This is a genomic window from Bacillus sp. AY18-3 (assembly GCF_008042305.1).
Taxonomy (GTDB): Bacteria; Bacillota; Bacilli; order Bacillales; family Bacillaceae_G; genus Bacillus_A; species Bacillus_A wiedmannii.
On record NZ_QKQR01000013.1, the window covers coordinates 288,731 to 312,300 of the forward strand.

23 protein-coding genes, 1 pseudogene and 1 riboswitch are annotated in these 23,570 nt (G+C 34.2%); of the genes and pseudogenes, 8 read left to right on the top strand and 16 right to left on the bottom strand.

The window, feature by feature from the left end:
- Nucleotides 1-572 precede the first annotated feature (572 nt).
- Together DM800_RS13045 and DM800_RS13050 are read right to left on the bottom strand one after the other, a co-directional pair.
- Nucleotides 573-7,097 (bottom strand): SpaA isopeptide-forming pilin-related protein, encoded by a 6,525-nt coding sequence (locus tag DM800_RS13045; protein ID WP_147786950.1) that lies wholly within the window; start codon nt 7,095-7,097, stop codon nt 573-575.
- Nucleotides 7,098-7,157: 60 nt separating this feature from the next.
- Nucleotides 7,158-7,250, bottom strand: a riboswitch (cyclic di-GMP riboswitch).
- A 172-nt stretch (nt 7,251-7,422) separates the two neighbouring features.
- Nucleotides 7,423-7,959: a TetR/AcrR family transcriptional regulator gene (locus DM800_RS13050; protein WP_060489215.1), complete on the bottom strand. Its 537-nt coding sequence runs from the start codon at nt 7,957-7,959 to the stop codon at nt 7,423-7,425.
- Between the two features lie 323 nt (nt 7,960-8,282).
- Between DM800_RS13050 and DM800_RS13055 the strand changes: the two genes are divergently transcribed.
- A complete protein-coding gene (locus tag DM800_RS13055; RefSeq protein ID WP_147786951.1) occupies nt 8,283-8,675 on the top strand; it encodes a hypothetical protein in 393 nt (130 codons plus the stop codon).
- A gap of 65 nt (nt 8,676-8,740) precedes the next feature.
- Here DM800_RS13055 and DM800_RS13060 read toward each other — a convergent pair whose 3' ends face one another.
- The 9 genes and pseudogenes from DM800_RS13060 to DM800_RS13095 all read right to left on the bottom strand — a co-directional run bounded on the left by DM800_RS13060 (nt 8,741) and on the right by DM800_RS13095 (nt 14,922).
- On the bottom strand, nt 8,741-9,004 hold the full coding sequence (locus DM800_RS13060) for a CPCC family cysteine-rich protein (protein ID WP_147786952.1): 264 nt from the start codon (nt 9,002-9,004) through the stop codon (nt 8,741-8,743).
- A pseudogene (locus tag DM800_RS13065) lies at nt 9,001-9,442 on the bottom strand (hypothetical protein). The gene DM800_RS13060 and the pseudogene DM800_RS13065 overlap by 4 nt, the downstream one beginning before the upstream one ends.
- Before the next feature lie 182 nt (nt 9,443-9,624).
- Nucleotides 9,625-10,278: a DUF975 family protein gene (locus DM800_RS13070; RefSeq protein WP_131933761.1), complete on the bottom strand. Its 654-nt coding sequence runs from the start codon at nt 10,276-10,278 to the stop codon at nt 9,625-9,627.
- Between the two features lie 201 nt (nt 10,279-10,479).
- Complete coding sequence (locus DM800_RS13075) at nt 10,480-11,931, bottom strand: PH domain-containing protein (protein WP_147786953.1); 1,452 nt, start codon at nt 11,929-11,931, stop codon at nt 10,480-10,482.
- Entirely contained in the window at nt 11,924-12,400 is a 477-nt protein-coding gene (locus DM800_RS13080) for a PH domain-containing protein (protein ID WP_097845278.1), read from the bottom strand. Before DM800_RS13080 ends, DM800_RS13075 begins: the two co-directional genes overlap by 8 nt.
- Nucleotides 12,401-12,479: 79 nt before the next feature.
- Entirely contained in the window at nt 12,480-12,647 is a 168-nt protein-coding gene (locus tag DM800_RS29180) for a hypothetical protein (RefSeq protein ID WP_000783808.1), read from the bottom strand.
- A gap of 2 nt (nt 12,648-12,649) precedes the next feature.
- On the bottom strand, nt 12,650-13,231 hold the full coding sequence (locus DM800_RS13085; protein WP_147786954.1) for a TetR/AcrR family transcriptional regulator: 582 nt from the start codon (nt 13,229-13,231) through the stop codon (nt 12,650-12,652).
- A gap of 174 nt (nt 13,232-13,405) precedes the next feature.
- Nucleotides 13,406-13,702, bottom strand: coding sequence for a hypothetical protein (locus DM800_RS13090; RefSeq protein WP_001137435.1), 297 nt, complete (start codon nt 13,700-13,702; stop codon nt 13,406-13,408).
- 14 nt (nt 13,703-13,716) lie between these two features.
- The gene (locus tag DM800_RS13095; RefSeq protein WP_370512866.1) at nt 13,717-14,922 is read right to left on the bottom strand and encodes a lipase family protein; all 1,206 of its coding nucleotides are present in this window, start codon (nt 14,920-14,922) and stop codon (nt 13,717-13,719) included.
- 113 nt (nt 14,923-15,035) lie between these two features.
- Between DM800_RS13095 and DM800_RS13100 the strand changes: the two genes are divergently transcribed.
- Together DM800_RS13100 and DM800_RS13105 are read left to right on the top strand one after the other, a co-directional pair.
- Nucleotides 15,036-15,359 (top strand): DUF1433 domain-containing protein, encoded by a 324-nt coding sequence (locus tag DM800_RS13100; RefSeq protein ID WP_179955673.1) that lies wholly within the window; start codon nt 15,036-15,038, stop codon nt 15,357-15,359.
- Between the two features lie 538 nt (nt 15,360-15,897).
- Complete coding sequence (locus tag DM800_RS13105) at nt 15,898-16,215, top strand: DUF1433 domain-containing protein (RefSeq protein ID WP_147786956.1); 318 nt, start codon at nt 15,898-15,900, stop codon at nt 16,213-16,215.
- A gap of 91 nt (nt 16,216-16,306) precedes the next feature.
- Here DM800_RS13105 and ecsC read toward each other — a convergent pair whose 3' ends face one another.
- Genes ecsC through ecsA form a run of 3 tightly spaced genes read right to left on the bottom strand, consistent with a single transcriptional unit; the run spans nt 16,307 to nt 18,975 of the window.
- Complete coding sequence (ecsC, locus tag DM800_RS13110; protein WP_000634133.1) at nt 16,307-17,014, bottom strand: ecs operon protein EcsC; 708 nt, start codon at nt 17,012-17,014, stop codon at nt 16,307-16,309.
- Nucleotides 17,015-17,027: 13 nt separating this feature from the next.
- Nucleotides 17,028-18,239, bottom strand: coding sequence for an ABC transporter permease EcsB (ecsB, locus tag DM800_RS13115; protein WP_147786957.1), 1,212 nt, complete (start codon nt 18,237-18,239; stop codon nt 17,028-17,030).
- Entirely contained in the window at nt 18,232-18,975 is a 744-nt protein-coding gene (gene ecsA, locus DM800_RS13120; protein ID WP_001292607.1) for an ABC transporter ATP-binding protein EcsA, read from the bottom strand. The genes ecsB and ecsA overlap by 8 nt, the downstream gene beginning before the upstream one ends.
- A gap of 557 nt (nt 18,976-19,532) precedes the next feature.
- Here ecsA and DM800_RS13125 point away from each other — a divergent pair.
- The 3 genes from DM800_RS13125 (at nt 19,533) to DM800_RS13135 (ending at nt 21,371) form a co-directional block, all read left to right on the top strand.
- The gene (locus tag DM800_RS13125) at nt 19,533-19,967 is read left to right on the top strand and encodes an HIT family protein (protein ID WP_001016840.1); all 435 of its coding nucleotides are present in this window, start codon (nt 19,533-19,535) and stop codon (nt 19,965-19,967) included.
- 185 nt (nt 19,968-20,152) lie between these two features.
- Nucleotides 20,153-20,515, top strand: coding sequence for a YtxH domain-containing protein (locus tag DM800_RS13130; RefSeq protein WP_087985644.1), 363 nt, complete (start codon nt 20,153-20,155; stop codon nt 20,513-20,515).
- A gap of 298 nt (nt 20,516-20,813) precedes the next feature.
- On the top strand, nt 20,814-21,371 hold the full coding sequence (locus tag DM800_RS13135) for an HTH-type transcriptional regulator Hpr (RefSeq protein ID WP_000834920.1): 558 nt from the start codon (nt 20,814-20,816) through the stop codon (nt 21,369-21,371).
- Between the two features lie 5 nt (nt 21,372-21,376).
- Here the strand turns inward: DM800_RS13135 and DM800_RS13140 are convergent, their stop codons facing one another.
- On the bottom strand, nt 21,377-21,712 hold the full coding sequence (locus DM800_RS13140) for a DUF1878 family protein (RefSeq protein WP_147786958.1): 336 nt from the start codon (nt 21,710-21,712) through the stop codon (nt 21,377-21,379).
- Between the two features lie 117 nt (nt 21,713-21,829).
- Here DM800_RS13140 and DM800_RS13145 point away from each other — a divergent pair, with 117 nt between their 5' ends.
- Nucleotides 21,830-22,024: a hypothetical protein gene (locus DM800_RS13145; protein WP_000172690.1), complete on the top strand. Its 195-nt coding sequence runs from the start codon at nt 21,830-21,832 to the stop codon at nt 22,022-22,024.
- A 30-nt stretch (nt 22,025-22,054) separates the two neighbouring features.
- Here the strand turns inward: DM800_RS13145 and DM800_RS29905 are convergent, their stop codons facing one another.
- Nucleotides 22,055-22,168, bottom strand: a complete 114-nt coding sequence (locus DM800_RS29905; protein WP_002007073.1) for a hypothetical protein — start codon at nt 22,166-22,168, stop codon at nt 22,055-22,057.
- Nucleotides 22,169-22,447: 279 nt separating this feature from the next.
- Between DM800_RS29905 and prsA the strand changes: the two genes are divergently transcribed.
- Nucleotides 22,448-23,314 carry a peptidylprolyl isomerase PrsA gene (prsA, locus tag DM800_RS13150; protein WP_147786959.1) on the top strand — a complete coding sequence of 289 codons (867 nt, stop codon included), beginning with the start codon at nt 22,448-22,450 and terminating at the stop codon, nt 23,312-23,314.
- The last annotated feature ends 256 nt before the right edge of the window (nt 23,315-23,570 follow it).

Consider the following 23,570-nt stretch of genomic DNA (forward strand, 5'->3'; position numbering starts at 1 on the left):
GACTCTTTACTACACACACTCTTATACACATAGAAAAACTATTTTTAGGTTGCTATTTTTTTAACTTTACATATTCTCGGTTGATTGAATATGAACTTCAAATCGTAACATATCGAAAAGCAACAGAAAACAATCCGTAACATAAGTTACGTTTTGTAATTGTTTTGTAACACAAATGTAACATATGATTTTTAAACATACAATAGTTTATTTACATTATTTTCCCCCTATCTACATTTTAAGGTGTTAATACAGTGCTAAAACGAGTTTCATCTCCCACCTGCTATTGGACTATCATCCTTTGAATACTTTAGGAAAAAGCCCTCTTTCTTAAAGTACTCAAATTAATTACATAGATAACTCTTTTTTCACCCAAACATTACGAAGGCCTTTAACCTTTTATTTTCACATTAAATATATATATCTATTTTTTGATATAATCATATTAAGAAAATAGGACGAACTTTTTCTTCCTTTTTGTTTCTATTTGCATCGAGTTCTTTTGCTAAATGTTTTTTATGCCAAATAAAAAAGGTATCCTCCAATACTTTGAGGATACCTTTTCATTTTTATTATCTCTGCTGTTTTCTACCTAATACGAGCAATCCAAAACTCATCATAATAAGAAGTGCTCCCATATATGGTTCCACAGGCATTTTCTGTCCTGTCTTCGGTAATTCTTTTTCAGGCTTCTCTGGATCCGTCGTTTCTGGTTTTTCTGGATCCGTTGTTTCTGGTTTTTCTGGATCCGTTGTTTCTGGTTTCTCTGGATCCGTTGTTTCTGGTTTTTCTGGATCCGTTGTTTCTGGTTTTTCTGGATCCGTTGTTTCTGGTTTCTCTGGATCCGTTGTTTCTGGTTTTTCTGGATCCGTTGTTTCTGGTTTTTCTGGATCCGTCGTTTCTGGTTTCTCTGGGCCTGGTGGTGCTAAAGAAGTCAATTTGTTTAATACTTCTAATTGAACTGGACTTATCATTCCTTTTGTAATTTCAAATGGAATTGGATTAGTTAATTTTTCATAACCCTTTGGTGCTTCTACTTCTACAAGTGTGTAGTGACCTACAGATAAGTCTGAGACTTTCGCTTTTCCTTCTTTATCTGTTGTTACTTTCGTTACTACTTTTCCTTTTTCGTCATGAACTTCAAACACTGCCCCTGATAATACATTCTTACTTTCAGCAGCCATTTTTGTAATTTCTACTGAACCTTTGTCTAACTGTTCATTCTCTACTTTTAGTAATAAAACTTCTGTCAGACCTTTTTTGATTTCGAATGATACTGGTTCTGTTAGTTTTTTGTAACCTGGTAAACTCTCCGTTTCTACTAATTTGTATTTTCCTACTGATAGATCTGAAACTTTCGCTTTTCCTTCTTTATCTGTTGTCACTTTCGTTACTACTTTTCCTTGCTCATCTTGTACTTCAAAGACTACGCCTTCTAATACTTTTTGGCTATCTTTATCTACTTTTGTTACTTCTACATTTCCCTTGTCTAACATTTCATTTTCTACTGTTAAAGCAAGAGATTTCGTCATACCTTTTTCAATTTGGAAAGTAATCGGATCTACCAATTGCTTATATCCTTTTGGTGCTTTTACTTCTACTAGCTTGTATGTGCCAACTGATAAATTAGTAACTTGTGCGTGTCCTTTTTTATCTGTCGTTATTTTAGCGACTACTTGTCCTGCTGCATCTTGAATCTCAAATACTGCATCAGCTAAAGCATCTTTCGTTTCTTTGTCTACTTTTGTAATTTCTACATTTCCTACATCCACTAATTCATTTTCTACAGTCAATTGTAATGCTGTAACTCTACCTTTTTCAATTTCGAATGAAATTGGCTTTTCTAGTGGTTTGTATCCTGCTGGTGTTTCTACTTCTACTAACTCATACTTTCCAATAGATAAATCTGAAACGTTTGCTTTTCCTTCTTTATCCGTTGTTACTTTCGCAACTACTTTTCCTTTTGAGTCACGTACTTCAAATACAACATTTTCTAATGGTGCTTTACTGTCTTTATCTATTTTTGTGATTTCTATATTCCCCGTATCTACCATTTCATTTTCTACAGTGAACGCTAAAGATTTTGTCATACCTTTTGTAATTTCAAATGGTACAGGCTTTTCTAATTTTTTGTAGCCTGGTAAACTCTCTACTTCTACTAGCTTGTACTTTCCTACTGATAAGTCTGCAACTGTTGCTTTTCCAGCTTTATCTGTCGTTACTTTCGTTACTACCTTGCCTTTGTCGTCTTGAACTTCAAAGACTACACCTGCTAATACTTTTTGACTATCTTTATCTACTTTTGTAATTTCTACTGAACCTTTATCTACCATTTCATTTTCTATTTTTAATAATAGAACTTCTGTCATTCCTTTTTTAATTTCAAACGATACTGGTTCTGTTAATTGTTTGTAACCTGGTAAGCTTTCTTTCTCTACTAATTTGTACTTTCCTACAGATAAGTCTGAGATTTTTGCTTTACCATTTTTATCTGTTTTTACTTCCGTTACTACTTTGCCTTTTTCATCTTGTACTTCGAAGACTACACCTGCTAATACTTTTTGACTATCTTTATCTACTTTTGTAATTTCTACTGAACCTTTATCTACTAGTTCATTCTCTACTTTTAATGATAAGACTTCTGTCATACCTTTTTTGATTTCGAATGATACTGGCTCTGTTAGCTTTTTGTAGCCTGGTAAGCTTTCTGCTTCTACTAGTTTGTAATTCCCTACAGATAGATCTGAAATTTTCGCTTTTCCTTCTTTATCTGTTGTTACTTTTGTTACTACTTTGCCTGCTTCATCTTGGATTTCAAAGACTACGCCTTCTAATACTTTTTGACTATCTTTATCTACTTTTGTAATTTCTACTGAACCTTTATCTACTAGTTCATTCTCTACTTTTAGTGATAAAACTTCTGTCAGACCTTTTTTGATTTCGAATGATACTGGCTTCGCTAGTTTTTTATATCCTGGTAAGCTTTCTACCTCTACTAGCTTATATTTTCCTACTGATAAATCAGCAATTTTTGCTTTTCCTTCTTTATCTGTCGTTACTTTTGTTACTACTTTGCCTTTTTCATCTTGCACTTCGAATGTTACGCCCGCTAATAACGCGCCACTTTCTTTGTCCACTTTTGTAATTTCTACTGAACCTTTATCTAACAGTTCGTTCTCTACTTTCAATGATAAAACTTTCGTCATACCTTTTTTGATTTCGAATGATACTGGCTCTGTTAATTTTTTGTAACCCGGTAAGCTTTCTTTTTCTACTAATTTGTACTTTCCTACAGATAAGTCTGAGATTTTTGCTTTTCCTTCTTTATCTGTCGTTACTTCTGTTACTACTTTGCCTTGTTCGTCTTGTACTTCGAAGACTACACCTGCTAATGCTTTTTGACTATCTTTATCTACTTTTGTGATTTCTACATTTCCCTTGTCTAACATTTCGTTTTCTACTGTTAAAGCAAGAGATTTTGTCATGCCTTTTTCAATTTGGAAAGTAATCGGATCTACTAATTGCTTATATCCTTTTGGTGCTTTCACTTCTACTAACTTATATGTTCCAACTGATAAATTAGTAACTTTTGCTTGTCCTTTTTTATCTGTCGTTATTTTAGCGACTACTTGTCCTGCTTCATCTTGAATATCAAATACTGCATCAGCTAAAGCATCTTTATTTTCTTTGTCTACTTTTGTAATTTCTACATTTCCTGTATCCACTAATTCATTTTCGACTGTTAGCTTTAACGCTGTTACTCTACCCTTTTCAATTTCGAATAAAATTGGTTTTTCAAGTGGTTTGTATCCTGCTGGTGTTCCTACCTCCACCAACTCATACTTCCCAATAGATAAATCTGAAACGTTTGCTTTTCCTTCTTTATCCGTTGTTACTTTTGCAACTACTTTACCTTTTAAATCACGTACTTCAAATACAACATTTTCTAATGGTGCTTTACTATCTTTATCTATTTTTGTTATCTCTACATTCCCTGTATCCACCATTTCATTTTCTACTTTTAATGATAGAACTTCGGTCATGCCTTTTTTGATTTCAAATGATACTGGTTTTTCTAGCTTTTTATAACCTGGTAAACTTTCTACCTCTACTAATTCATACTTTCCTACTGATAAATCTGAAACATTTGCTTTTCCATCTTTATCTGTCGTTACTTTTTTAACTTCGTTACCTTTCTCATCTTGGACAACGAACGTTACTCCCGCTAACGGTGCCTTATTATCTTTATCTATCTTTGTTATCTCTACATTTCCCGTATCTACCATTTCATTTTCTATTTTTAATGATAAGACCTCGGTCATGCCTTTTGTAATTTCAAACGATACCGGCTCTATTAATTTCTTATAACCTGGTAAACTTTCTTTTTCTACTAATTTATACTTTCCTACTGATAAATCATCAATTGTTGCTTTTCCATCTTTATCTGTTGTTACTTCTTTTACTACTTTATCTTTTTCATCTCGTACTTCGAAGACTACGCCTTTTAATGCTTTCTGGCTGTCTTTATCTACTTTTGTGATTTCTACTGAACCTTTATCTAACTGTTCATTCTCTACTTTTAATAATAGGACTTTCGTCATACCTTTTGTAATTTCAAATGACACTGGCTCTGTTAGTTTCTTATAACCTGGTAAGCTTTTCGTCTCTACTAATTTGTACTTTCCTACTGAAAGATCTGAAACGTTTGCTTTTCCTTCTTTATCTGTTGTTACCTCTTTGACTACTTTATCTTTTTCATCTCGTACTTCGAAAACTACGCCTTTTAATGCTTTCTGGCTATCTTTATCCACTTTTGTAATTTCTACTGAACCGTTTTCTAACTGTTCATTCTCTACTTTTAATGATAGGACTTTCGTCATACCTTTTGTAATTTCAAACGATACTGGCTCTGTTAGTTTCTTGTAACCTGGTAAGCTTTTCGTCTCTACTAATTTGTACTTTCCTACTGAAAGATCTGAAACGTTTGCCTTTCCTTCTTTATCCGTCGTTACTTTTCTTACTACTTCACCTTTCTCGTCTTGGACTTCAAATTCGACACCCGCTAATACTGAACCGTTTTCTTTGTCCACCTTTGTAATTTCTACATTACCTTTGTCTGTCATTGCATTTTCTACTGTTATCGGGAATATACCGTCCCCTGTTACATTTACTTCGAATTCTGTTTCTTTTAATTGGTATCCTTCAGGCGCTTTCGTTTCTTTTAAAATATATTTTCCTGGCGCTAACGGTTTAGAAATTGCCTTACCATCTTTATCTGTAATAATATGCTCAACTACTACACCGTCTTTTACTATATCAAACTCTGCATTTGCTAATGGTTTTTCACCATTTTCTGAATCAATTTTCTTTAATTCAATTTGACCCTTTTGCAAAGTATTTTTAATTTCAATTGCTTTTGTTTCTCCAGCTTGAAGTGTAACCTCTACCGGACTTGTTAATTTTTGATATCCCCCAGGTGCTACTTTTTCATAAACTTTATACATCCCAGGAGCTAAAGTTTGAGGTGCTGAAAAACCTTTTTCGCCTGTTTTCAGTACTGCAACAACCTTATCCTCACTATCTCGAACTTCAAATTCGGCACCTGTTAACCCTTTAGTCGGATCCTCAGCATCTATTTTATGAATTGCTACTGTACCATCTTTTGGAGGTTCAGGCGGCGTAACAGTTACTTCATTCGATGTTAAATTATTATCATCAAAATGTAATTCTGCCTTATTAGGAATCTTCTTATCTACGTAAGAAGATAAGTCTGCATTAGCTTTAATTTTCGCCTTAATACTAAGGTTAATTATCTGGTCTTCATATGACTTATAGTCAAAACTCTCACCGAACGTAAATGTTACTTCACTTTTTTGTTTATCTATCTTTAGTGTTCCTTTAGAAGTAATATCTTGGCCATTTTGATCATACACTTTTGCCTCTAATACTTCTAATACATCTTCTAAATCATCACTAATTACCATAGATGTGTATTTAGGAGGATCGTTTGGTATATGTGTACCAACTTGATATTGAATAGGTTGATCCATTTGCGCTAACTGCTGATTCTCTACAAGCTTACCACTCTCATCAACTATATTCTTTTCAATACTAGGTGGATGATCGTCGCCTGAACCAGTTCCTCCCCCACCACTTACGAATACTTCTCCTACTTTTTCTTCAGTTTTAATATTTTTGCCTTCTAATTTTACTGTATTTTTATGAGGCTTTGCAGCGGGATTGGTAATCTTTGTTTTATATCTTAAAATATAACCTTTTGAACTGTCTGGAAATTCAATTGTAAATCCAGTTTTCGTTGCTTTGATTTTAATTTTAGATAAATCTGCTGGCTTAATATTTGTTGGTGCATAGCCATCTTCAAATACAGCCTCTTCTAATACTAAGCTATCTGTAATTAATTCATGCCCAGGTCCTAATGTGTCTGTTAATTTAAGATCTTGCATTTCTGTTCCAGTTGCATTTACATATACAAGCCAATCAGCAATGGATGGATCTTCTTGATTATAAGAACCCCATTTCAATAGATTATCTGTATTGGGATGTGGCTTCGGTCTCTCTGTCGTATTATTTACACTTACTTCTTTATTAACGATTTGACCATCAACGTTAAATTCTAATGGAATTTCTTTGACACCATCATATGCTTCTAGCCCAAAGTAGAATTCTACGAATAAAGAACCTTTAACGTTATTCTTTCCTTCTACGTAATCACCCATAGTACATGTCAATAGACCTTTTTTCATCTCACATGTACCAACTGTTTTTCCTTCAGCATCTTTTAAAGGAAAACTCATATTCATAAGATCTTTTCTAAATTCTTTTGGCATATCAATTGTGAATTGATCTCCACTTTTTATTTTTTCTTTAGCTGACCACTTCACTTCTACTTTCATGCCATCTGAGGCTTGATATGGTTCAGACGTTGTACCATCAGTACGGGAGATATTAATCTCGTCCACTGGATTTTTTATCACAGCGGCTTGAATAACTGGAGCCCACACATTTAGCACTGAAAATAATACTAGAAAAACTAATGAAACCATCGAAATATGCCTCTTAGTACTTTTCATTTGCATAATTCCCTCCTATTTTTTATATTTATATAACAAAAAAAAGACCGTCCGGTTGCATCAAAAATGTGCAACCAGACGATCTTAGTAACCAATATGTATTACCGTAGACTCTAAGCTTTGCGGCCTATCCTTTCGAATAGTGTGCTAAAAATATTTTTTATTCTTTTTTTGTTTCATTTTCCTCTTAAACCAAATATTACTATACCGTCTGGACGGTTATAATTCAATACTCTATGAAATTGTTCTATTTTTCTAATAAAAAAAAACAATTCACCAGTGCATTAAATAAGCAATGGTGAATTGTTTTACATTATATAGTTCGTATATTCTATTTATATGAATTAAAAATAAGAGCTTGAATCACTTTTTCTCTTAATTCGGGGCTTAGTCTTCCAACCCCTAAATATTCCGAATACCATAATCCATCTGCCGCTAATCTAATAATTGTGGCACAAACTGAATCTATCTCATCATTTTCTATTTTATTTTGCAGTTGCTGAAATGATTGTTTTAACGGTTCAAGTAATTCAGGCTTTAGCATTAATGCTGCCATCATACTACTACCCAGCTCTTCTACTCTTCCCTCATTACTTAATCTTTCCTCTACAAAAGAACGTACCCACCTTCCTTTCTTCTCTAAGTCCTCCGCTACTTTATTGTGAATAGCGTCTTGATACTCCTCCGTCCCTTTGAGTATCATGCCCTCTATTAAAGCTTCTTTAGTTGAAAAGTGATACAACAATCCACCTTTACTTATCCCCGCCTCTTTTGCTACCGCTTCTAAGGTTAACTTAGCAACCCCTTTACATTGCACAATTTGAGAAGCGGCCGCTAAAATTTTTTGCCTTGTTATACTTATACTCATTCCTTTTTAAAACCCCCATTTCTACTAAATTTATATAAATACGTATCTTATTTTTAATATCACTGAGTAATAATAAATATTTTCTTTATACAACAAAGGCTTCATTACCTTTGAATTGTTCGTTGCTTCTTCTATTAAAAATTTCCATATCATTCAATATGATAACATCAAACACTCACGATTGACTATACATCTATACAATTATATTCGTTGAAAATATATCCATAAACATGAAATGCATACAAATTGATTATCCTTATATATTTAATCTATAATTCAAAGAGGTTTATATGTTCATAAAAATAAAGTGAACTTTTATAAGGATGATTCCATTAGAAAAATTTTCTCTTAGTTATTTAATATGCTTATTAGTTTTCTCTATAACAGTGAATGTTTTACCATATGCACGCATTCCAAATTATACGGATTCATGGGGACCAATTTGGGTATCTATTATAATGTTTTCAATTCTTGGAAGCATTCCTGTTCTTATCGGTTGTTTATTAGGTGAATTTTGTTATAGAAAAATAAAAGGAAGTCACGAATTAAAGATCGGTATTCCTTTATTTATACTGTTAGGTATTTCCTACAATCATTTATTCTTTATGTGGTTTAATGACAGAGATTTTCTATCCTTTTATTTAGAAGCTTTTCTGGATACTGGCCTTCCTATTACTGTATCATCTTTACTATTTTATCTTATAAGACGGCGTTAATTCTTTCATCATTGCATAAAAAAATGTTATTACTCCTGATAAATTGAGTAATAACATTTTACTTACTAAATTTGCTTCCAACTAGCATCCTTCACATCTTCACTAGTCGGCTTTCTAACTGATCCAACAAAACATTCCTCGCAAGCACCAAATGCAATGAAGTTTTTCTGTGCTTGTCTTAACGAGACTTCATTCGCTCCACCTTCATAGTCAGGATCGTTAAACTGGACCTCATCATCTTCCCAATAACATATATTACAAATTTCATATGTACCTGGTGGTTCTTCTTCTATTGTTTTATACCCGCAGCATGGACAAGTGTATTTCATTCTGTCACTCCATTATTAACTTGTTTTTTCCGATATATTCCGGCCCACAAAGAATGTAACAGCGCAAATCATAGTTATTCCCATGAAAAAAATATTAGAATCTTCATATGTAGTTGGAATCCCAACTGTTACTGAAACAATACTACAAGCTAAAAGTAAATATAATAATAAAGATATAATATAGCTTAGTTTAAATCGTAAAATGATACCTCTAAACAATAATTCCCCAAGTAGACAGCCACCTAAAATGATAGGTACTCCGAAATACAATGTAAGGACTCCCATTTGCGCAGTAGATTGAATTATCTTTCCAATTATGTTTGGCGAAGTCATCTCATCATTTTTTCCTATCCTATCATATAAATCAAGTGCCGTTACTGAAATAAAGAAACTTAATATAGAAAATGAATACGGAATTAAAAACTTGCTCACTCTCATTCACCTCGCTTTTTTGTTTCACATATATTATTCATTATTTTCACATGAAAAAATAGCCCTCTATGCTAAAACATAGAGGGCAGAATTTTTATATAAAAACCTATACCTTATCCTGAAGTGCTCCCCATAAACAGAACATCTAAACTATCTGTGCCCTATATTCTTTAGGGGATAGGTGGTTATTAGAAAGTAGTGTCTTCTTTTTTATAATATTCTTTTGAAATCTCTTCATAAAATGCAGCTGATGTCGTGTAGAAATAAGGTACTAACCATAAGAAACCGATTCCTAAAGTAAGAATACTTAAAATGAACCAACCTAAGAAACTTAAGCATAGTAAAAAGTAATCCATTTTATGTCCATTCATCATACGACGGCTTTCAGTAATCGCTTGATTCGCTGTATATTCTGGATGATCATTCAAAATAAAATATGTCATAGAATAAGAAAATGATTTAATAATACCTGGAATAATAAGAAGTAATGTCCATAGAACCAAGTACACATTCATTAGTAAATATGTTAAAAACGATTTCATAAACTTACTTCCATCGTTAAACCATCTAAATATATGACCAATACGAGCATTAGTCCCGCGAATTACATTTAAAACAAAATAAGAAGCACCTACTGTTAACGGCCCGATAATAAACATTGCAATAATAGTTACTGTAAGTGACTCATTTGCTTCTTCCCAACCCCAAAATATCGAGAAAATACCTGTAGTTAAAATTTCAACAGCTCCAATAAGGATTCCAACCAATAAGGTTGCCCCTACCGCTAATCCCCATTTTCCTTTTAATGCATCAAGTGCTTCTCTTTTTAACTGACTTATCATATATAGCCTCCTAATACTTTTTCTATATTAGTATACCATTTATATCAAAAATTCCACAGATTTCCCTGAAATAGAAGCATACTACCTTTTTTGATATGTATTGATATATGTGCGCTGTAGCTTTACTAATATATGAATTAAGCCACTCATTTTCCTATAATAAAAAAAGCCTGCCTTTCATAATAGGCAAGCTTTTTCAAGTTAATTCTCACTCATTCTCTTCTTATACCAATCCTGCATTCTCTCCGCATCTTCTACTCTCGTATGCTCTAATTTATAATCCGATGATGCGTTAGAGAATTTGTACGTACATAAATCCGCACGGCGCTGGAAATAGGATTGTGTCTTTTCCATTGATTGGACGTGCCTTCTTCTAACAAGTCCTGTATATTTTCCGACGCTGCGATATACAAGCGTAATTTGCTCTCCGTTTACACTGTAACCATTTGTTTTAAATGTTGCGTATCCAAGTGTAAAGATGAGGAACGCGAGCGGAATGAATGCCCACATGATGTAATACTTTTCAAAGTATATACTTATTCCAGTAAGCGGGATTGCTAGCATTGCGAAGAATATAAAACTATCAATTAAGTAACGACGTAATGCTGCTTTTGGTAATGAAATAATGTTTGTATTCAGTTCATATGGTAGTTGTAAATGTGCGAGTAACTGTTGTACGCGATCTTTTCGAATGATAGGATGCAGTGTAACTTTTTCTTTCTCGTCACCCAGTCCTTTACCTTGAATCACTTCTACTTGTACAGCACAATAACCGAATGGCTGACGTAAAATACTTTCTTTTATCGTAATACCTTGAATGCGGTGCAATTTTAGGACGAGTTCTTTTTTCTCAAGTAATCCTTGCGAAATGCGGACTTCATCATTTCTTCGATTCACTGTGAAATCTCCATGTTTTAGCGCATAACCGATTGTCGATATAATCCATGAAAGGACAATCAAAATAGCTATCATGAAAATCCAGCCATATATATCATGTTCCATTACATACGACTTGACGCCATTCTCTATCCATTTCGGAATGTACTCATCTACTTGGTGATACACGAAAAAGATTAATGAGAATAATAGTCCAAACTGACCAGATGTAACAGACGCTAGCAAAATTTCTTTCCAAGTTAATTTATATTCAGCCGCTTGCTTTTCCTCTGTTACGATTTCTTTTTCTACTGCATTTTCCGTTGCTTCGTCTAATGTTTCTTCTGCTTTCACTTCTAAAGTTGGATCATTTAGCATTGCAATAAGCTCTGTTGCTTCTTCTACTGTAATGCCAGCTAAGCTTACTTCTGCATCGTCGCCTCCGCCTGCTGTTTCGATTTGAATCTTTTTTAAGCGAAGCATTTGATATAGCACGTTAGAACTTGTATTAATCGTTTGAACACGTTCTTTATTTAAGTAGCTCTCCTTCTTCACAAAGAGCCCTTGTTTTACATGTAATACGTTATTTTCAACCCAATACGTTGTGTAATACCATTTTTCAAACGCTGAAAAAACAGTGAGTAAACCGAATGCAGCGGGAATTAAATACCAAAACGGGAATTTTCCATTTAAACTAAACATGAAAATAACGAGTGGTATAAAGTCTGTTATTTTTAATTCTAATAACATCGTGATTGGATGCTGCCTCTTATACATCCTCATCACTCACTTTCGCTAATTCTGCGATTTTCGTTTTCAACATTTCTGCTTCATACATCGTTAAGCCTGGGATGCTGTGAGAAGTTGCCGCTGTTGAAATGTGTAATTCTGCTAATCCATATTTTCTCATAATTGGACCTTGTTCAATCGTCACGTGCTGTACACGAATCATCGGTACTAATACGCGCTTTACGACGAAAAGACCGTGCTGAATTTCAAGTTCTTCTTCATTTAATTGATAACTGTAATAACGTTGACGTAGTTTCGGGAATAAAAAGTACGAAAATGGTGCGAACACAACTGTTAGCCCAATCATTACATACAAAATCCACGCCCACCAATCAAACTTTATCATGAGGAAAAGGTAAGCTAACATGACGAGAATACCGATTCCTTCTTCAATTACAGCACGAACTTTCCACACCTTGACCATGTCAGGGTTAATTTCATTTTTCAATGGATCCATGTAACCACTCCAAATCTAGTAATCTAATATACGAATACTCTCAATCTATATTTTACATAACTTTACATAAAATTGAAATTTAATCTTCTTTCTTCTCAGGAATAAAATATCCGAACCAAAGTAGCCAAATGAAGCCAATTAACTTCATCCAACTTCCATCTGCTTGAAAAGCTTCAATCATACCTGGAATTTTATAAATCCCAATAAATCCGAGAAAACCGAGCCACCAGTTTTTTTGCATTTTCACTTTTATTCCTCCTTCAAGACGTTTTTCACATTTCGAATCCAAATTTCTTTATACTTTAACTGGAACCCCATTAACATGTAATTACTCATATTATCGATTACGAGCGCTAACGTATGAGCATTTTCTTCCGTTGCCTGTTGTGACACAACGTCAAGTTCTACACCTTTCTTCAATAAATCGTGGAAACCATTTAAGAAATCTTCTTGTATTTCAAATAAGCGTTTCTGATACTTTTCATTTCGCGATGCAGTTACGATAAATTCATTTATAACGCGTAATATTCCTTCTTGCCCTTCATACTCAGAGAGCATATGTAAACCATCAGCAATTAACTTTTCTGCAAAGTTTTCTTTCGTATATTGTTCTTTATCGAAATAACTCACGAAATGATACCCAGAGAAAATTTCTTCAAATAAAATATCGACTAACGCTTCTTTAGAAGAAAAATGATAATAAATAGCCGGTTTTGAAATACCTACCTCTTTCGCAATCATGGAAAGGCTCATCTTCTCAATGCCGTGCTCTGCCATAAGTTTAAATGATGCCTCTACAATGTTTTGCGATGTTTGTAAATTCTTTGTCATACTGTACCTCACTTATTTTTACTTACCGGTCGGTAAATAAATTATAAAATGAAAAATCATCGTTTGCAAGTTTGATTCAAAACTGTATATTACTTTTCAATCTACATTATGGATCTAGGATCATATCCCTTAATAATGACTACAAAAAGCACCTTTGTGAGTGCTTCTTGTAATTTAATATTTAGGCCCCATGTAATCATAACTTTGATCTAGCGCTTTTAATAAATCAATCGCACCCTTTAACTCTCTTTTATCAGACTCTAATTCTTCCATCCTTCTTTCGATATCTTTTTTAAAAGATTCTAAATCGCTAATAGCCTTCTTCCCCACTCCAAGTTGCGACCAGCTTGATAAGAGTAAATTATGTACATTACTTACAACTCTTTTATTATGATTTAAGTCTTGAATCATATGGTCAAATTGTTGTAAAGCTTGGTTCAATGCTTCTTCATTTAAGTAAATTCTCGGCATCCTAATCTTCTCCCTTAATATTGTTGATCCGTCTTCTTATAATCATCGGCTTTCTTCTCAATAAAATCTGAAATTTCCGTTGCTGTTCGTATGTACCAAAAACTTAAATGCTCTACATGTGCACGTATATTATTTACTTTAGCTTCTACTCGTCTACTTTCAGCCGTTTCTAATAGTGTCATCATATTAGAAATTAACCTCGGTACTCTATCTTGAAATTCTTGTGCGTTTCGCTTCATATCTCTTACGGCTTGTTCTAAATTCTCTACCACTACACGAATTTCTCCCCCGCCTAATAACGCGCCTGGTGAATCATAAACTCTTTCATTCGTGTCTACATTTAACAAGTATTTATTGGATAAAGACCCATTCTCTCCAAACCGGAAGTTCTGATCTGTTTGATAATGATAACCAGGGCCACTTATCGAATTCAAAAATCGAGTAACATCCATCCCAAGCTTTTGCTGTAATGATAGCTTTGACATTTCTTCTTTCGAAATTGGTGGGGTTACCGCATAAGTCGATCCTATATGACTTTCATATGCACCAAATGGTCCATAGCCAATTGAATCATTTCCGTGAACAACACTTACAATTCTATTATTAAACTCACCATTATTTGCTCTTTCTTGTAAATCAGGCGGTAACAAATGTTTTGCACTCGGCGCATTCCATGACATACATCTTACATTGTCATTAGATGCCGCTGCATATTCCGCTAACGCTCCCCCTAACGAATGACCCGTCGTATATATCTCCACATCATCCCTGTCCTTGTATGTATCCGTTACTTGTTTCATGACCCTTTCAGCTTGTTCGAATTGATTATGTGTTTCCCAGCGCTGATTCTCTTCATTCCAATATTTCTTTGAACATTCATTCTCAGTCCCTGCGACAGGAGGTGCTGCTGGTTCATGAACACCTTCTCGTAATACAAAATGATTGGTATCCGTTTTTAAATCCTTCATACCTTCCCCTGGCTTCATCGGAATGCCTAAAGAGTTTTTCTCTATAATTTTATCCCCTTCTGTACCTCGGAAAGCTACCATAACTTGCTTTTTCCCATCGACATCTCGTTCAAAGACTACTGCGTCCATTCCGGTTTGTTTGTCGTGGAATGTTTCACGGACCTTCCATGTTTGTAAAGTATCATCATTCGCATTATTCACTGTAATTTCATTTCTTAACTCTTTATCTGATTTATACGCATCTTTAGCCATTCGATAAAAGCTTAAATCTAACACTTCTTGTGTATTTTTGCTATCCAAAGTATTCCCTCCTCGGGATATTTAGTATATTCTAAATTATAGAACAACATTAACGGAGGGTAAACATGAGAATTAAAATCCTAAAATTTACCTTTTTTGTCTTTTTTATCTTTGTAAGTACAATAATTGGGGGATGTAATATGCAGGAAAATAATAAAGAAAAACAAATAGTAGATAAAGCAACAGAAAAAACAATTAATTACTTTAAAGAGAAACAAAATTTAGATGTAACTATTACTGATTACAGGTTCCCTTCTAATGATCTAGAATCAGTCTTCATAACTGGTCATATCAAAGATGATGAAAGCAAGGAATTCACTGCTACAATAGATTACAATAATAATTATAATGTTGGTTCTGTTTCAACGAATTTTTCTCTAAAAAAATAATACAATATGGATAAAAAAATGAGGAAATAGCATTAAAAGAAAAAGCAAAAAAGATCGCAATCCAACATTTTAAAGAAGATAAAAAGCTAGGTGTCACAGTGACAAGAGTGGAATTCGCCCCCTCAGATTTTTGGGTGATTTTTGTATCAGGTCATGTAACAAATAATCCAAACCATAAAATAACTGCAGATATAAATTATAAAAATAAGGTTGAAAGTATTAGTTATGATGACTGAAATTAATATGAAAATAAAGTATATTTTTGTTGGCCCTTTATATTAATTCCAATTATTTCATATGTATATAAAGGATGAGATCAATATTCAATAAGCTCAACTTCTAACGTTAAAAATTTAGAAGCAATGTATCAAACTTTTGGGCACCTAACAATAAGGTGTCTATTTTTATTTTCAAAAGGAGCCCCTCAAATAATTCTTAAAAACCTAGATTGATTTGAACCTATTAAAACATTTTAAAGTTTCTCTTCTGCAACATTTGATATATCCCTAATTTAGGAACCAATGATTGGAGGAGAATTATGTTGCATAAAAGATTGTTTTTTTATTTAGTTTTCATTTTCATTATTACTACCTTAGGAGGCTGTAATAATGAAAATAATACCGAGGAAGAAATCATTAATAAAGCAACAGAAGAAACCATTCAGTATTTCAAAGAAAAAGAGAATTTAGAAGTGACTATTACAAATCATAGATTTCCTTCTAATGATATCGAAACTATTTTTATAACGGGTCATATCAAAGATGATACAAATAAGAAATTTACTACTTCAATTGATTATAAAGATGATTATAATATCGGTTCTATCTCTACTACTAATTTCAGCCTAAAACACTGAAAAGACAATCCGAATTATACCTTCTTCTTTTGAAGCATTAATCATTAAAACAAAAAAGCATCCTAAATCACACATTTAGGATGCTTTCTTTTTAATTCCTATTCAGCAATCGCATACGATAACAATTCATCGTCACTTCGCCGAGTCTTTGCAGTAATTGATAGTTCGCATATGCGCCGACCGGGGCACCGATTATTGGTACGAGCTGAAGCATTTTGGCTAAATCAATATAGTCTCGGTACTCTGTTTGGAACTTTTCCCAGTCCATATGATTTTCTTCTTCTGTATCCCACGTTTCGATTGCTTTCCATATTTCTTTTCGGTGGTCGTCACTTGAAAAGGCAAGTTGGAAAACGTGAAGGATAAAAAGGCGCTCTTCTTTGTTGCTCGTATCAAATCCGTACAACGTTGCTGCATCGAATAAAAATTTAATTTTAATGCCGAGTAAAAGCGGAAAGTCAGCAAGGCCAAGGAGAATACCGCCTGCTCCCGTCCCCGCTCCTTCTGCCGCTGCTATTTTTTTGTACTCATCCATTTTTTTGCGTACTTCGTCGTCTCTTCTTTGCAATGACCAGTTCGTCTCTTTTAATTTCGGCTTTATAAAGTTTGATCCGGCACTAATCGTTTGCACCATCATCCGAATCGTTTCTGTTAATACTTTTTGCACTTTCGCCGGAATAAGCTGTTGTACTTTCGTCTGCACTTTCTTAGAGAACCGTGTCATCATAGAAGAATCTTTCATGAATGTAGCTTTCCACTGCTCCAATTCTTTTATAACCTTCTCTTCGTATGTAATCATAGGTTCATTCCCTTCAATTTAAACGCTCAATACGTTTCGCCCCGTATTGATAAACGAAACCGATACTAAATACTATGCTTACGACTAATAAAATGCCCGTCATCATGAAATCTTTCGTCGCAAGGGCGAATATAACTGTAAATATCACGCTACCGATAATAAGGATTGCATTTAATAAAGTAAGAAAATCTTTCTTCTTCTCTTCTCCCCCGACCGGATACAAATCAAGCCAAATCTTCATGCGGTGATGCTTCCATAACGTTAAGAGCTGATAACCGATTAAGTATAGGAAAATAAAGCTTACGATAAATCGTCCATATAAAAACGGAATGAAGTACAAAATAACTCCGCCAAGAGCGAGCAGGCGCACATACAAGCCGAAATAATTACCAGATCGTAAAAACGTTCTCGTATATAAGTATAAATAGGTACGTTTTTCACCAATCATCGAAAGGATAAAATCGAGCCATTTTCTGCGTGCTACTCTTTCTTTTAATGCTGGTACATCAACGAACATGTTCGCGATGCGGTACAGCAGCATCATCTTCTTACCTTCTTCAGAAATTAAATACTCCCAGTTTAGCGGCTTTCCCTTCACCATTTGATGCAGTACTACGAGGTATAACACCATGAGAAGGACGATTCCACCAATAAACATAACGGAAGTACGCTCTACAAGGAAATAAACAAATAAGCCGTTTAAAATAAAACGAATGAACCAATCAGCTCTTTGTATATTTTGATCTGTTAAAAATGACTTTTCCCACGCTACAAATAAGTTCCACGCTTTTACAATGACAAACGCGAGTACAATCCATATGTAAGCCGCTCCTGTTTGTTTCATTTGCTGGAAGTATAACGGGGCAAGCGCTGCCGCTACGATTGCGATTATGTATAACTGAATCATAAACGTAAAGAGAAATGCCTTTGTGAAGTAAGGTTTTAACTTTTCTTCAACTGGCAGCAAGTAAACGAGATCTGCTTCTTTTAATAACGTTTGAATAGATCCGGCCGTTAATACGAGACCAAGCAACACTGCCATAACGAGCGCTGTCGGAAATAAAGGTGTTAACGTTTGTAACCATTGCTGATAATAATACGCTCCTGCGCCGATGATGAATACGAAAATAAATTTCAAATGATCATTAAATACGTATTTACTATATGTACGAACTTCTTTTAGAAAGTGACGAAATCGTTCTTTCCATAATGCTGTGCTATTCATAATCTTCTTCCTTCGTTAATGCAATATAAATATCATCTAACGTTGCACCTGGCATATTAAACTGTGATTGAAGTTCAGATAATGTTCCCTTTGCTCTCACTTCACCTTGATGCAGAATAATGAATGAATCACAATAACGCTCTGCTGTCGCTAAAATATGTGTACTCATTAAAATGCCCGCGCCGCTCTTTTTCATTTGATCCATCATTTGAAGGAGTGATTGAATCGCTAACGGATCAAGCCCAACGAAAGGTTCGTCCACAATGTAAAGAGATGGCTCCACTAAAAACGCACTCATAATCATTACCTTTTGTTTCATCCCTTTTGAGAAATGAGACGGAAACCATTTCAAACGATTTTTCATACGAAATTCTTGTAATAGTTGTCCTACACGTTCTTCATATTGTTGTTCATCGACACCGTACGCCATCGCTGTTAACTTCAAATGTTCTTCTAACGTTAACTCGTCATATAATACTGGTGTTTCTGGGATGAACGAAAAGCTAGAACGGTACGCTGTCATATCATCACGAATTGTTTTCCCATTAATTGTGACAGTTCCTTTTTTCGGTTCCATTAAACCGATAATATGTTTAATCGTCGTACTTTTACCAGCTCCATTTAAACCAATTAAGCCGACAAGTTCGCCTTTATTAACAGAGAACGAAACATCTTTTAGTACAGGGCGCTTCGTATATCCTCCTGTAACATTTTCTACACGCAATAACTCGCTCATACGACACCACTTTCTTCATTAGTATTTTCTATATTCATCTTACCAAAAATGGCGCTGTACTACATAGTATCGATGTCTTAAAAAAATTTTAAATTTGTTAGCATATATTTTTACGAAAGCGGACATCATAATTAGTGAAGAAGGAACACATTGAAAAAGCGACCACCAATTGATGAGTACAACAACATAGTTAAGTCATCATGAAATGGGGTGTCCATGTTGGACAAAGAAATTTACACATAACCAGATCATTTGTTTCATTTTCGAAACGGGGTGTCTCCGAAAGAGCATATACTGTTTTAAAAAATAAACAATTTCATTTTATAAAAGATTGCAATTCATTTCACTTGAAAATGGGGTGTCTGCGGCAGAAACTTTAGCCGATTTACCGTGCATTTCTTAAATAAATGAGGTGTCTGCGAAACGTAAATTACGATAATGCTTTTTCAATCCCTCTTCAGAAAACAGGAAGCTGAGTCAGCTTCCTGTTTTTCGTGTTTGTTCTCTTATGTAATTATGGTAAAATACGGCTAAGGATATTTGAAAGGATGAGATCGATGAATCATACAGCAGATAATTGTATTTTTTGCAAAATCATTGACGGGCAAATCCCTTGCTCAAAAGTATACGAAGATGAACATGTGCTTGCATTTTTAGATATTAGTCAAGTAACAAAAGGACATACTCTTGTTATTCCAAAAGTTCACAAACAAGACATTTTTGCATTAACGCCAGAAATCGCATCACACATTTTTTCTGTCGTTCCGAAAATCGCAAATGCGATTAAAGCAGAGTTTAACCCAGTTGGCTTTAACCTACTTAACAATAACGGTGAAAAAGCTGGACAAACTGTGTTCCACTTCCACCTTCATTTAATTCCACGCTACGGTGAAAACGATGGTTTCGGTGCTGTTTGGAAATCACATCAAAATGAATACACAATGGAAAATTTACAGAACATCGCAAGTACAATTGCAAATAGTGTGAAATAGTGACACTATAATAAGAAGTAATACATAACAAGCCACTTTCCTAACGTGATTAAATATTGCAAGGCTTGTTTCTTCACTCAAGATGCCAGGGAACGTGCACCGCACAATTTTCTTTCCCTTATCTTAAAGATATGCATATTTTTTCACATCATGAATACGAACAAAAAATAAGGAGGTTTCCTTTTATGTCAAAAGCTAAATCCTTTATTACAGGTGTCATTTGCGGCGGAGCAGTTGCTGGATTAGCCGTTCTTTTCTCTACTCCTTCTTCTGGTAAAGCTATGCGCGGTAAGTTAAAAGAAAAAGGAAATGATATTAAAAAGACTTTAGCTGATATTACAGCTGATACAAAATTATTAAAACGTCAAATCGTTGAAACTGCTTCAGAAGGTAAAGAAGTGTTTCAAGAATTAAAAGACGATATGCACGATACGATTTCTAACTGGAAGCAAGACATTTCTCAAAACAAACGCCATATTGAGAAAGAGATTTTGGACATTCAAAAATCAATTGAGAAACTACAAGAAGCTGTTCCGGAAAAAGCGTAAACAAATTCCTGCTTAGTTTTTTGCATATAACAAATATTTTTTATATAAATCGACCTTAACACGGCATATCACACAGATATGCCGTGTTTTTATGCATTTACAATATATGTTATCACTTAACATGTAAGGACAACACATGTATTCACGACTCATAAAACGCTTCCATAGTTATGCATGATTTGTATAGAATGTCATTTTTCCGAAAAATTTTCACAATTCTCACAAAAAGACTTTATTAATTTTTACTTTACTGGCATAATAGATAGTAATGAAAAAGAATGTTAAAGTGGGTGAGTAAATGAAAAGTGGAGAAAAAGATTACTCGGTAAAAGAAGCGATGATTTTCAGCCAACGCATTGCTCAATTATCGAAAGCGTTATGGAAATGTGTAGAGAAAGATTGGCAACAGTGGATTAAGCCTTACGATTTAAACATTAATGAGCATCATATTTTGTCAATCGCTTATCATTTAAAAGGGGCTTCTATTTCTGAGATTGCTAAGTTTGGAGTTATGCACGTATCAACGGCGTTTAACTTCTCGAAAAAGCTGGAAGAACGCGGCTATCTTGTATTCTCAAAAAAAGAAGATGATAAACGAAATACGTACATTGAGATTACAGACAAAGGGGAAGAATTACTACTTCGCTTAATGGAGGAGTATGATCCTGAAAATAACTCTGTATTTAATGGGGCTCTTGCACTTCGTAATTTCTATGGTAAGTTCCCAGAAAATATCGAACTTATCGCTATCTTGCGTAACATTTACGGACAAGACTTCATCGATATTTTTGAGAAATCATTAGAGAATATTGAGGAGAACTTTACGGAATCCGATCAGAAGTTAGTTAAGAAGTAATCTATTTATTTTTTCGCAATCATGCTTAAGAATTCATTCATAAGCGGCTTAAATAAACCTTGTTTTGCTAGCGCTTCCGCAGTTTCGTATACTTCGAGCTGATGTGGAAGCGCTTTTTCAAATTGATCTAACAGCGCATCGAACAAAAGAAGCCCTTCTGCCTTCTCCACTACATATTGCTCGTTCAGTATTTCACAAAGATTTAGTATACGTTCAATATCTTTTTTACGAGCTTTTTTCTTTATGATCAAAGAATAAAATGGACACTTTTCTTCATCAATCATTTTAAATAGTAGGTCTACGTAGTATTCAGCTTGTTCTAATCTTCTAACAACGTCCATTTTCTCCCTCTCTTTCTAACACAAAGTCTTCTATTTCTGAATTTTATAACACGAACAAAATATCGTATGATACAATATATAAAGTATATGTATTTTACCAAAAGGAGGTCTCGCCTCATGACACTTATAACAGTTGTTTTTGTCGCATTCGCACTTCTTGTTATATTTTACACGAATTTCATGACACATACACTGTGTGAACGAAAACAAATAGCTGCGAGCCGCCAACCCGGTGTCTTTCGGGTTATTAATGTATGTATAACAATTTTATTAATTTCTAGTTATATAGAAATTATATTTCATGGAAAGTGAGGAAGGAAGCCCCTTCCTCACTTTTTTCCTCTATAAGCAAATTATACCTACTATAACCAATAAAATAAACAGTACAAGTAATAAAATAAGTTGAGAATTCATCCCCATCCCCTCCTCTTTTCTGTATATGCGGCATGCGCCCAATATGGAACACCTTCAAAATCTGACACGCACTGGTTAAATTTTCTTTATCAATATGAAATCGAGTCGAAATATGATATATTAAATTTTGTACATATTGCTTATACTATGAAATAAATGACACGCATCTTAACTTTATCCTCAGCCTCGGTAAGCCCTGTTAAGCGCGCTTTACCAATATACAAAGCAAAAGTATCAGTGAGACTTAATCGGGCTCTTATGAACTAAAATTCATTGGTGTAGGATAAATTAAAAATACATAATAGTAGGAGTGTTTATCGAATGAAGAAAGCTATGCTTGCCTTAGCCGCAACAAGTGTAATCGCATTATCAGCATGTGGAACAGGATCATCATCAGACAAAATCGTTACATCTAAAGCTGGTGACATTACAAAAGACGAGTTCTACAATCAAATGAAGACACAAGCTGGTAAACAAGTACTAAACAACATGGTTATGGAAAAAGTACTTATTAAAAACTACAAAGTTGAAGACAAAGAAGTAGACAAAAAGTTCGATGAAATGAAAAAACAATACGGTGATCAATTCGATACACTATTAAAACAACAAGGTATTAAAGAAGAAACTTTAAAAACTGGTGTGCGTGCTCAATTAGCTCAAGAAAAAGCTATCGAGAAAACAATCACTGATAAAGAATTAAAAGATAACTACAAGCCTGAAGTTAAAGCAAGCCACATTCTTGTAAAAGATGAAGCGACTGCTAAAAAGGTTAAAGAAGAACTTGGACAAGGTAAATCTTTCGAAGAGTTAGCAAAACAATACTCTGAAGATACTGGTTCAAAAGAAAAAGGTGGCGACTTAGGATTCTTCGGCGCTGGTAAAATGGTTAAAGAATTCGAAGATGCTGCTTATAAACTGAAAAAAGATGAAGTAAGCGAGCCTGTGAAATCACAATTCGGTTACCACATCATTAAAGTGACAGACATTAAAGAACCAGAAAAATCATTCGAACAATCTAAAGCTGACATCAAAAAAGAACTTGTTCAGAAGAAAGCTCAAGACGGCGAATTCATGAACGATCTTATGATGAAAGAAATCAAAAAAGCTGACGTAAAAGTTGACGATAAAGATTTAAAAGATCTTTTCGAAGAGCAAAAAGCTGACGCTAAGAAAGACGAAAAGAAATAATGAAAAGCTCGGGATTAGCCCGAGCTTTTTTGTTTGCCCTCTTCTCGCGATACATTGCGTCTAGATTCGGTACATGAAATTATGTAGTTGATTTTCGTGAATCTAAATTATATCAGCGATTTTTCAATTATATCGACCGCAACTCCAATTATATCGGCGATTTTCAAAATATATCGACTTACCGACAAAAACTGACAATGATTGCGATCCCCTCTTCAAGAAACACAAAAAAACCTCGATTCCACCACACGGAACC